Origin of the sequence: Ferrovibrio terrae (assembly GCF_943371255.1) — a bacterium.
GTDB classification, from domain to species: Bacteria; Pseudomonadota; Alphaproteobacteria; order Ferrovibrionales; family Ferrovibrionaceae; genus Ferrovibrio; species Ferrovibrio terrae_B.
This window is the reverse complement of the sequence record NZ_CALRUC010000038.1, coordinates 22,057-32,700: the sequence shown is the minus strand read 5'-3', so window position 1 is coordinate 32,700 and position 10,644 is coordinate 22,057. Positions and strand designations below refer to the sequence as shown.

9 protein-coding genes are annotated in these 10,644 nt (G+C 62.1%); 2 read left to right on the top strand and 7 right to left on the bottom strand.

Features of this window, described 5'->3' with window-relative positions; genetic code table 11:
- Nucleotides 1–519 (top strand): carboxymuconolactone decarboxylase family protein (locus tag AAG799_RS10335; RefSeq protein ID WP_341895750.1); only part of this gene is annotated, 519 nt, incomplete at its 5' end.
- A gap of 77 nt (nucleotides 520–596) precedes the next feature.
- On the opposite strand, the gene AAG799_RS10330 is transcribed toward AAG799_RS10335, so the two are convergent.
- The 4 genes from AAG799_RS10330 to AAG799_RS10315 all read right to left on the bottom strand — a co-directional run bounded on the left by AAG799_RS10330 (nucleotide 597) and on the right by AAG799_RS10315 (nucleotide 6,278).
- The gene (locus AAG799_RS10330; RefSeq protein ID WP_341895749.1) at nucleotides 597–2,225 is read right to left on the bottom strand and encodes an MFS transporter; all 1,629 of its coding nucleotides are present in this window, start codon (nucleotides 2,223–2,225) and stop codon (nucleotides 597–599) included.
- 173 nt (nucleotides 2,226–2,398) lie between these two features.
- Nucleotides 2,399–3,106: a response regulator transcription factor gene (locus AAG799_RS10325; RefSeq protein WP_341895748.1), complete on the bottom strand. Its 708-nt coding sequence runs from the start codon at nucleotides 3,104–3,106 to the stop codon at nucleotides 2,399–2,401.
- Nucleotides 3,103–4,608, bottom strand: a complete 1,506-nt coding sequence (locus AAG799_RS10320; protein WP_341895747.1) for an ATP-binding protein — start codon at nucleotides 4,606–4,608, stop codon at nucleotides 3,103–3,105. Before AAG799_RS10320 ends, AAG799_RS10325 begins: the two co-directional genes overlap by 4 nt.
- 80 nt (nucleotides 4,609–4,688) lie before the next feature.
- Complete coding sequence (locus AAG799_RS10315; RefSeq protein WP_341895746.1) at nucleotides 4,689–6,278, bottom strand: ABC transporter substrate-binding protein; 1,590 nt, start codon at nucleotides 6,276–6,278, stop codon at nucleotides 4,689–4,691.
- Nucleotides 6,279–6,386: 108 nt separating this feature from the next.
- Between AAG799_RS10315 and AAG799_RS10310 the strand changes: the two genes are divergently transcribed.
- Nucleotides 6,387–7,892: a M20 family metallopeptidase gene (locus tag AAG799_RS10310; RefSeq protein ID WP_341895745.1), complete on the top strand. Its 1,506-nt coding sequence runs from the start codon at nucleotides 6,387–6,389 to the stop codon at nucleotides 7,890–7,892.
- Here AAG799_RS10310 and AAG799_RS10305 read toward each other — a convergent pair.
- From AAG799_RS10305 to AAG799_RS10295, 3 genes are read right to left on the bottom strand one after another with little or no spacing between them, the layout of a single operon-like run.
- Nucleotides 7,889–8,956, bottom strand: coding sequence for an ABC transporter ATP-binding protein (locus AAG799_RS10305; protein WP_341895744.1), 1,068 nt, complete (start codon nucleotides 8,954–8,956; stop codon nucleotides 7,889–7,891). The two genes, AAG799_RS10310 and AAG799_RS10305, sit on opposite strands and share 4 nt — an antisense overlap.
- 41 nt (nucleotides 8,957–8,997) lie before the next feature.
- Nucleotides 8,998–9,786: an ABC transporter permease gene (locus AAG799_RS10300; RefSeq protein WP_341895743.1), complete on the bottom strand. Its 789-nt coding sequence runs from the start codon at nucleotides 9,784–9,786 to the stop codon at nucleotides 8,998–9,000.
- Nucleotides 9,787–9,788: 2 nt separating this feature from the next.
- Nucleotides 9,789–10,643, bottom strand: a complete 855-nt coding sequence (locus AAG799_RS10295; RefSeq protein WP_341895742.1) for an ABC transporter permease — start codon at nucleotides 10,641–10,643, stop codon at nucleotides 9,789–9,791.
- Nucleotide 10,644 lies beyond the last annotated feature (1 nt).

Sequence of the window (10,644 nt, the reverse complement as noted above, 5' to 3'; positions counted from 1 at the left end):
CTCGGTGTGGTGCCGAACAGCGTATTGACCATGCAGCGTCGGCCGCAGATCGCTCGCGCTTTCACCGCACTCAATCAGGCCGTCATGGAGAATGGCGGTCGCGTCACTGCCGAACAGAAACGCCTGATCGGCTATGTCGCCTCACATGCGGCCGGCTGCCGCTACTGCGAGGCGCATACCATCCTCGCGGCGGAACGTTTCGGTGCCAGCCACGAACGGCTGCGCGACATCTGGGACTATCAGACCAGCCCGCATTTCAGTGCCGCCGAGCGGGCCGCCTTTGATTTTGCGCTGGCTGCCGCCTGCGTGCCGAATGCAGTGACCCCCGAGATTCAGGCTGCCCTGCGCCAACACTGGAATGACGATGAAATCGTCGAAATTGTCGGCGTGATCGCCCTGTTCGGGTTCTTCAATCGCTGGAACGATTCGATGGCCACCACGCTGGAAGACATCGGCATTCAGGCCGGCAACCGCAACCTGAACCATACCGGCTGGGAGATTGCCAAGCACGGCTTGTAAATCGGAAGCCACCGGCCACCTGGAATGAAAAAGGGCCGCATTGCTGCGGCCCTTTCCGTATCCGGTATTCGCCGGATTTAGTTGTGGATGTCGACATCCTTTTTGTCGCGCAGGAACAGCGCACCGACTACCAAGGTCATCACCGCGATGACGATCGGGTACCACAGACCATTGTAGATGTTCCCCGTAGCTGCCACGCCGGCGGTGGCCAGCAGCGGCAGCATGCCGCCAAACCAGCCGTTGCCGATGTGATAGGGCAGCGACATCGAGGTGTAGCGGATCTTGGTCGGGAACAGTTCAACCAGGAAGGCTGCGATCGGGCCATACACCATGGTGACGTAGAGCAACATGACGAACAGGATCGCCAGCGCCATGGTCCAGTTGATCTTGGCGGGATCGGCCGACTTCGGATAGCCGGTCTTCGCCAAGGTGGCATCGATCTGTGCTGCAGCCTTGTTGGCCACCCAATTATCCATCGGAATCGTCACATCAGCGATCTTGATGGATGCAGGAGTACCAGGTGCCGCATCGACCGTCTTGAACGACAGGCCAAGCTTTGTCATGTAGTCCTTGGCACGGTCGCAATCGGTGAACTTCGACCACGGACCCACGAAGATGTGGAAGTTGCACTGATCCTTCGGTGCAGTGACCACGATCTCGGTCTTGGTCTGGAAAGCTTCCAGATCCGGGTTGACATAGTGCGTCAGAGCCTGGAACAGCGGGAAGTAAGTCAATGCCGCGATCAGGCAGCCCGCCAGAATAATCTTTAACCGGCCAATCTTGTCAGACAGCCAGCCGAAGAAGATGAAGAATGGAGTGCCGAGCAACAGCGAGATGGCGATCAGCGTGTAGGCGGTCAGATAGTCCACCTTCAACGTGATGGTGAGGAAGAACAGCGCGTAGAACTGGCCGGTATACCAGACCACGCCCTGACCGGCGGTCGCACCGATCAGCGCCAAGAGTACGTACTTGTTGTTCGGGTATTTGAAGAAGCTGTCGCGGATCGGATGGTCCGAACCCTTGCCTTCTTCCTTCATGCGCTTGAAGACCGGTGACTCATTCAGCTTCATGCGGATATAGACGGAGAAGGCGAGCAGAACCAGCGAGACCAGGAATGGAATGCGCCAGCCCCAGTCCGCGAAGGTCTTGGCATCGATGGTGACACGGCAGAAACCGATCACCGCCAGAGACATGAAGAAACCCAGCGTCGCGGTGGTCTGGATCCAGGCCGTGGAATAGCCGCGACCGTTCTTCGGTGCATGTTCCGCCACATAGGTGGCCGCGCCACCATATTCGCCGCCCAGTGCCAGGCCCTGTAGCAGACGCAGAACCACCAGCAGGAATGGTGCCGCCCAGCCGATCGCCGAGAAGGTCGGCAGCAGGCCGACGGCGAAGGTGGAACCGCCCATTACGAGGATGGTGACAAGGAAAGTATATTTGCGGCCGACGAGATCGCCGATATGGCCGAAGAAGATGGCGCCGAACGGGCGCACCAGGAAGCCGGCGGCATAAGTGGCGAAGGCCGAAAGCAGCGCAGCTGTTTCATTGCCCGGCGGGAAAAACAGGGCCGCGAAGAATGGCGCCAGGGTGGCGTAGAGATAAAAATCGTACCATTCGAAAACGGTACCCAGCGAAGACGCGAAGATAACCTTGCGCTCTTCAGCCTGTGACACGAGCCGCGCGTCGTCGGCGTAGGTGGCAGTCATGCCTGTTTCCTTCCCATTGAATTGCGGCTGCTATTGCATGCAGTCCGATGCGGGAAGCATAGGTTATCGAGCAGGCATATAGGCTTATACCAAGGTCAAAAATACCCCCCGACCTTGGTGGAGGCGAAATGTGCGCGATGGATACAGGACGTTTATATGAAGATATTTTTTGTTTACGCGAGCGCTTCGAGCTGATCCTGCACGCGCAAGCGATAGCCAATGCCGAGTTCGGTGACGATGTACCGGGGCTGGGTAGGGTCGCGTTCGATTTTCTGGCGTAACTTGCGCATAAAGATACGCAGATAATGCGCATCTTCGGCATGATCGCTGCCCCAGATCTCGTTGAGCATCTGCCCATGCGTCACCACCTTTCCGGCATGACGGGCCAGATGCTGCAACAGCGCATATTCCTTCGGCGACAGGCGAACTTCGACGCCATCACGCGAAACCTGCCTGCGTGCCATGTCTATACTGAGGTCGCCGACGCTGAAAACCGGCTGCACCGCCACTTCCGGAATGCGCCGCAGCAGCGCATTGACCCGGGCAACGAATTCGGCAACGCCGAAAGGCTTGGTGATATAGTCGTCGGCGCCCATCTCGAAGGCTTTCACCTTCTCGACCTCGCGGTCGCGCACCGACAGGATCAGCACCGGCATCCATGACCATTCGCGGATACGCCGCAGCACATCCAGGCCATCCATATCGCCAAGCTGAAGGTCGAGAACCACCAAATCCGGCGCTTTTGTAGGCGCCAGGCGCAATGCCTCGGTGCCTGATTCCGCCTCGATCACGTCATAGCCATGCACCGCCAGACCCGTGCGCAGGAAGCGGCGAATCTGCTTCTCGTCGTCAACCACAAGAATGGTTCTGGCATTGCTCATACCGCGACTCCGTGTTTCCCGCTGCCTGCTTCATCGCCACCATCAGCCGTGCTTTCTGCCAGAGGCAGCTTGATCCGCATAGTGGTACCCTGACCCAGGCCGGCGCTTTCAGCCACGATACTCCCGCCACAGGCTTCAATGAAGGCCCGGCTGATGGTCAGTCCAAGCCCGCTGCCGCCGGGCTCTCCGGCACGGTCAGTGGCCCGGTAGAAATGGTCAAAGACTTGCCGGCTCTGCTCAGCCGTCATGCCACGCCCGCTGTCACGAATGAAAAGCTCGACATGACTAGCGGCGCGAAAGGCGCCAACCAGGATGATGGTGCCCGGCGCGGCATACTTTGCGGCATTCTCGAGAATATTGACCAGTGCCTGCTGCAGCAGAATGGCATCGCTGTATACCATGGGCAAATACGGCGCCAGTTCGACCTTGCTTTCATGGCCGGCCAGCAGCGGACGACAGCGGCGCATCGCTGCTTCCACAACATCGACAAGGTCTACCGGTTCCAGCACCGGATGCAGGCGGCCGGCGCGGATTCGGGTCAGGTCGAACAGCCGTCCGAGGAAATGCTCCAGGCGCTCGGCCTCCTCACGGATGGCCGCCGCAAGTTCCTGCCGTTCCGCCTCGCTGCACAGAGTGCCGTAGCCTTCCAACGTGGAGGCAGACCCAAGGATCGCAGCCAGCGGTGTGCGCAGGTCATGCGATATAGAACTGATGATCGCATCGCGTAGCTGATCGGCCTTGGCGTCAATGCGGGCAATCTCGCTGCGTTCGGCCAAGCGCATCCGCTCCAGCGCCGTGGCGATCAACTCCAGCAGAGCCGCCATGAACACTGGTTCTAGGGCGCTTCCCGCTCCATGCAGGGCCAGAATGCCGACCGGCTGTTCGCCATGCCGGATCACATACATCTTCCAGGCACCGCCCACCATATCTGGAGACGTTCTCGCCGGTCCGGGCGACCAGAGACTGGTGGCGGCAGACAAATCATCCTCGACAAACTTTGCGCCGCCAGACTGAGCGGAAATCTGCGGCCCACGGTCTTCTTCGGGCAACAAGATGGCGCAGGGCCGGCCCGTCACGCGCATCACCTGCTCGGCAATGGCCTGGGGAATCTGCGCGGTCTCGGCCACGGCGGCGAGATGTCGCCCCACCTCGTACAACTGCTGCATGCGGATTTCGCGCTGCTTGAGCTGGCGCGCCGACCGCCGCGCCCAATCGGCCAGCGGACCGACCACGGCAGCAACGCCGGTAAAAATCATCAGGTCGACGATCTGGACCGGATCTTCGACGGCCAGTGAGAAAATCGGCACATAAAAGAAATATGCCGCCAGCATCACGGTCGCCATCGCGGCATAGATTGCCGGGAAGAGACCGAAGGCCAGGGCGGAAAACAGCACGACCGGGACGAAGAAAAGCGATACGGCCACCACCGCCGTCATGCTGGTGACGATATGGGCTGCCAGCCCGGCGCCGATAAGCGCCAGGCTGGTCAACAGATATGGCATGATATGCCGCATGGTCATACGCTGGGTCTTGCGCCCGCGCCTACCTCCCGTTGCCGGTATTCACCGGCTTCAGCCGACGACTATTTCGCCGGCTTGATGAAGTCGGCGCGCACCATCTGGTCGTTGCGGCCGGGATAATTGATCGCTGTCTTCATCGCCCAGGTCGATTTCTCGAAATGCAGCGGCAGCAGGGCATAATCGGTCATGGCGATCTTGGTCGCCTCCTGCAGCAGGGCAGACCGCTTGCCATCATCGATGGTACGCAGGGCCTCCTCGATCTTGGCGTCCAGGGCCGGATTGGAGTAGCGGCCCTTGTTGGTGGTGCCCATGCCCTTTTCACGGTTCGGCGTGGCGACCAGCGAGCGCAGCGAATTGCTCACCTCGCCAGCACCCCAGCCGGCCAGATAGGCACTGTATTTGAACTCGTCGCGGTTCTTGAAGAACACCGGCGGCACGGCGGCATCCACCTTGGTCTTGATGCCGGCGCGGGTCCACATCGCGGCGATCGCCTGGGCCACCTTGATGTCATTGATGTAGCGGCCGTTCGGCGTACCCAGTGCAATGCTGAAACCATCGGGATAGCCGGCCTCGGCCAGCAGGGCCTTGGCCTTGTTCAGGTCATACTTGTCGGGCCGCTCGTCCTTGCCGGCACCGAACATCGGATGCGGCAGGAAGCCACCGGCCGGAATGCCGACATTCTCCATGATGCGCGCACCGATCGCCTCGCGGTCGATGGCAAGCGACAGCGCCTGGCGCACCCGCTTGTCCTTCAGCGGATTCTTGCCGTTGGTGCCCTCAATGCCGATGCTGGGCTCGGCAAAGTGGTCCATGTGGATATAGATGATGCGGTTGGAGACGAATTCCGAAACCCGCAGCTTCGGATCTTTCTTCAGCCGGTCGAGATCGTCGGTCGGCGGATCCTCGATCAGGTCGACGTCGCCGGCCAGCATGGCAGCCACGCGGGCGGCCGAGTTGGTCAGCGGCCGGAAAGTGACCGTCTTCCAGGCCGGCTTGGCGCCCCAGTAATTGTCATTCCGTTCCAGCACCAGCTGGTTGCCGCGCTTCCAGTCCACATATTTGAACGGGCCGGTGCCGATCAGGCCCTGGCCCTGGTTGAGGCCTTCGGTGGTCATGCCTTCGGCCACATCAGGCTTGGCCGCCTTTTTCGACATGATGGCGATGAACGACATGTCGAGCGGCAGCGCCGGTGCTGCCGCTGCGGTTTTGAGATGGATGGTCAGCGGATCGATGATGTCGAAGCCGATGACCTGCTTGGAATAGATGGTAAACGGCGACGGGCTGTTCGGCACCTTGCCGGTGCGTCCGAAGGTGAAGACCACATCCTCGGCCGTGAACGGCGAGCCATCGGAGAATTTCACATTCGGGCGCAGCTTGAATTCCCACACCGTATCGCTGATCGCTTTCCACGATGTCGCCAGCCCCGGATACAGGGTGCCATCGGCATCCGTCATGGTCAGCGCCTCGAAGATATGGAAGGCGATCTGGTTGTTGGGGATCAGCGCATGATAATGCGGATCGAGCGAGCTTGGCTCGGTCTTGAGGCCGATCTTCAGTTCCTGGGCCGATGCCGGCAGCGCAGCGGCCAGCAGCATGCTGCCCACCAGTGCCACTGCAATACGACGCAACCAATGACGCGCAGTCTGTTTCATGTGATCCCCCGCAATATCTGCGGCATCGGGCCGCACGCCCTTACCGCGATTCAGTTTTCAGAGTAGAAGGATTCCGCCGATCCTGAAAAGCGCAAAAGCGGACTCTTCATGCAAAACATCGCCGACATCACCACGCTATGCGACGCCAAGGCCGCAGCCTGCATCGCCTTGAGCGACACGGTCTGGGATCTGGCCGAGCTGCGTTACCAGGAGCATGGCGCCGTGGCGGCGCAGATCGCGCTGCTGGAAAAAGAAGGCTTCCGCATCACCCGCAACATCGCCGGCATCCCGACCGCCTTCATGGCGGAGGCAGGTCAGGATAGCGGCGGCGGAAATGGTCCGCTAATTGGTTTGCTCGGCGAATACGACGCCCTGTCCGGCCTGGGCCAGGCGTCGGGCGTCACCGAGCGGCGGCCCACTGCCCAGGCCAATGGCCAGGGCTGCGGCCATAACCTGCTGGGGGCCGGCGCGGTGCTGGCCGCCATCGCGGTCAAGGATTACCTGATCACCCACAAGCTGCCGGGCCGCGTGCGCTATTACGGCTGCCCGGCGGAAGAAGGCGGTTCGGGCAAGACTTTCATGGCACGCGCCGGGCTGTTCGCCGATCTGGATGCTGCCGTCACCTGGCATCCCGGCAGCTTTTTCGGTGTCATGTCGGTCAACAGCCTGGCCAATATCCAGGCCTATTTCCGCTTCAGCGGCCGCGCCGCCCATGCCGCCAGCGCCCCGCATCTGGGCCGCAGCGCGCTGGATGCCGTCGAGTTGATGAATGTCGGCGTCAACTACATGCGCGAACACATGCCGGCCAATGCCCGCGTGCATTATGCCGTCACCGATACCGGCGGCATCTCGCCCAATGTGGTGCAGGCGAAAGCCGAGGTGCTGTATCTGGTGCGCGGACCGTCGGTGGCGGTGGCCACCACGCTGTTCGAGCGGGTCAAGAAGATCGCCGAGGGCGCCGCGCTGATGACCGAGACCCAGGCCTTTGTCGATTTCGACAAGGCCTGTTCGGAAGTGATGCCCAACACTGCGCTGGAATGGGCGATGCATCGCAATATCGAACAGCTCGGCCCGGTGCAGTTCGACGATGCCGACCGCGCGTTTGCCACCGAGCTGCGCCGCAGCGCGCTGACCCCGGAAGACGTGTTTTCCAGCCTGCGCAGCGTCGGCGAGCCGACGAGCTACGACAAGCCGCTGCATGACAGCATCCTGCCGTTTGATGGCACGCCGCGGCAGCTCTACGGCTCCACCGATGTGGGCGATGTCAGCTGGCTGACGCCCACCGTGCAGTGCTGGGGGCCATGCTTCGCCGTCGGCACACCGGGCCATTCCTGGCAGCTGGTGGCGCAGGGCAAGCAGCCGGCAGCGCACAAGGCGATGCTGCAGGCGGCCAAGGCAATGGCGGCCACCGTGATCGACGCATTGAGCAGTGAAGATCTTCTGAAGGCGGCCCGGGAAGAATGGGAGCAGCGCACGGCGGGCAACCCGTATCAGTGCCCGATCCCGGCGCTGGTGGAACTGCCGTTCGAGCGCAAGAACAAGGCCGGCATCCTGCTCGGCGCCGGCACCTCGCCGTTCACCGCAGCCCCGTTGACGCGCTCGAAGCCCGCTTAAACGGCCGGGATGCAGTGCATGTCGGCATGGCGCCAGCTCAACTGCAACTGCGCGCCTTCGCGGATATCGGTGGCCTGCACGAAAGGAATGCGGGCGCGCAGCGACAACGCCCCACTGCTGCCCATCAGCAGCACGCTGTCGCCGTAATTGACCAGCGCGGTGACCGTGAACGGCACCACGCAATGGCCGGCAGAAGTGCTGCCGTCGCGCCACAGGCTGATCGCCTCGGGCCGCACCAGAACGTCATAACGGCCGCTGGCCGATGCCGCTGCCTGCGGCAGGCTGAGGCTGCCCAGACCTTCGATCTCCAGCATGCCGGGCCGGCCGGTGGCAGCGAAGAAATTGCTGTCGCCGACAAAGCCGCCGACAAAGCGCGTCGCCGGGCGCAGATACACGTCCAGCGGCGCGGCAAACTGTTCGACCACGCCCTGGCTGAACACGGCGATGCGATCCGACATCGTCATGGCCTCGGTCTGGTCATGTGTCACATAGATCGTGGTGATGCCAAGCTCGCGATGGATGCGCTTGATCTCGACCTGCATATGCTCGCGCAGATTCTTGTCCAGCGCCCCCAATGGCTCGTCCAGCAGCAGAACATCGGGTTCGAACACCAGCGCACGCGCCAGCGCCACGCGCTGCTGCTGGCCGCCCGAAAGCTCGCGCGGCTGGCGGCCGGCGAAGTCGCCCAGGCCGACCATGGCCAGCGCCTCGGCGCTGCGCCGGGCAATCTCGGCCGCCGGCCGCTTGCGCATACGCAGGGGGAACCCGACATTCTCGGCCGCCGTCATATGCGGGAACAGCGCGTAATTCTGGAACACCATGCCGATATTGCGCTTGTGCGGCGGGATCGGCGCGATCTCGCGGCCGCCCAGGATGATGCGGCCCGCCGTCGGCTGCTCGAAGCCCGCCACCATCATCAGCGTGGTGGTCTTGCCTGAGCCGCTCGGCCCGAGGAAAGAGACGAACTCGCCCTTGACGATATCCAGCGAGATGCCGCGCACCGCCTGCTGGCGGCCGTCATAGGATTTGACCAGATCGCGGATCTCGAGATAGCTGCCCGTCACGCCCTGTCGCCCTTCTTTCTCTATCCGCCCCGGGAACGCATTCATGCCGGTACGGCTTTCATCTGTGTCTGCCTGATCGCCCGCCACAGCAGCGGACTGAGCACCGCCAGCAGCACGGCGGCAAACAGCAGGGTCGAGACCACCGACACAATCGGGTCGGCCTCGATACGGATACTGTCGAACATCTTGCGCGGCAGGGTGGAGGCCGCCTGGCCGGAAATGAAGATTGCCACGACCGCTTCATCGAAGGAATGGATGAAAGCGAACAGCCCGCCGACCAGGAAGCCCGGCCGCAGCACCGGGAAGGTGACCTCCCAGAAGGTGCGCAGCGGTCCGGCGCCCAGATTCATCGCCGCCCGCTCCAGGTTGCGGTCAAAGCCCTTCAAGGCGGCCGCGATGATCAGATAGCAGACCGGCACCGACAGGCAGGTATGGGCCAGCACCACGCCGAGCGGTGAATGGATGATCTTGAGGTGGCTGAAATAGGAGTAGTAGCCGAGTGCCATCACGATATGCGGCACGATCATCGGCATCATCAAAAGCAGGTTCATGGCCGAGCGGCCGAAAAACCGCTGGCGCACCATGGCAAAGGCGGCCGGGATCACCAGCGCCATGGTCAGCAGCATGGTGGCAAAGGCGATCAGCACCGAATTGATCACCGGCTGGGTCCAGCGGATATCGGCGAAGAAGGCACGGTAATAGCCGAGCCAGTAATCCGGCGGCGGGAAGGCAAAAGATTTCGCCGTGCTGAAGCTCATCGGCACCACGATCAGCAGCGGGCCGAGGATGAACAGCGCGCTGAGCAGGGCGAGCGCCACGACAATGCGCATGCTCAGCCCCACAGCTTGTCGAGACCGACGAAGCGATTGTAGATCGCAAAGACGGTCATGGTGACGCAGAGCAGGATCACCGCAGTGGCCGAGGCCTCGCCGAATTCGAGGAATTCCTCGATCTGGGTGCCGATCAGGCCGGCGATCATCTGCTCGCGCGGACTGCCGAGCAGCACCGGCGTGACGTAGAAGCCCAGGCACATGATGAAGACCAGCGTGCAGCCATTGACGATGCCGGGCGCCGAGAGCGGCAGGAAGATGCGACGGAAGGCCTCGAACGGTGTGGCGCCGAGGCTGATCGCGGCACGCACCACATTGTGGTCGATCTTCTTCATCACCGAATAGAGCGCCAGCACCATGAAGGGGATCAGCAGATGCACCATCGCCAGCGTCGAGCTGAAGCGGGTGAACAGCAGTTCAGGCGCAGGTGTCCAGCCCAGCGCACTGAGGATGCCGCGCAGCGGGCCGTTATTGCCGAGGATGACCATCCAGGCGAAGGTGCGGACCAGGAAGCTGGTCCAGAAGCTCATCGCCACGATCAGCAGCATCACGGTGGCAAAACCGCCACCCAGCCGCACGATGGCGTAGGACAGCGGATAAGACAGCAGCAGGCAGAAGACCGTGACGATCGCTGCCGTGCGGAAGGTGCCGAACAGTACGCGCCAGTAGAAATCATCGGTGAAGAATGCTGCGTAGTGATGCAGTGTGAACTTCGGATCCATCACGCTGAAATACAGCACCTGGCCCAGCGGAATCAGGAAGAAGACGGCGAGGAAGGCGAGCGCGGGCAACAGCAGCAGCCAGGCAGCCGTGCGGCCGCTCCGGCTTTGCGCCACTATTCCCCCAACCTGCGCCATT

Excerpts from the sequence above, each read along its gene's own strand:
- AAG799_RS10330 (WP_341895749.1), bottom strand. The coding sequence starts at position 2,225 with ATGACTGCCACCTACGCCGACGACGCGCGGCTCGTGTCACAGGCTGAA.
- AAG799_RS10325 (WP_341895748.1), bottom strand. The coding sequence starts at position 3,106 with ATGAGCAATGCCAGAACCATTCTTGTGGTTGACGACGAGAAGCAGATT.
- AAG799_RS10320 (WP_341895747.1), bottom strand. The coding sequence starts at position 4,608 with ATGCCATATCTGTTGACCAGCCTGGCGCTTATCGGCGCCGGGCTGGCA.
- AAG799_RS10315 (WP_341895746.1), bottom strand. The coding sequence starts at position 6,278 with ATGAAACAGACTGCGCGTCATTGGTTGCGTCGTATTGCAGTGGCACTG.
- AAG799_RS10310 (WP_341895745.1), top strand. The coding sequence starts at position 6,387 with ATGCAAAACATCGCCGACATCACCACGCTATGCGACGCCAAGGCCGCA.
- AAG799_RS10300 (WP_341895743.1), bottom strand. The coding sequence starts at position 9,786 with ATGCGCATTGTCGTGGCGCTCGCCCTGCTCAGCGCGCTGTTCATCCTC.
- AAG799_RS10295 (WP_341895742.1), bottom strand. The coding sequence starts at position 10,643 with ATGGCGCAGGTTGGGGGAATAGTGGCGCAAAGCCGGAGCGGCCGCACG.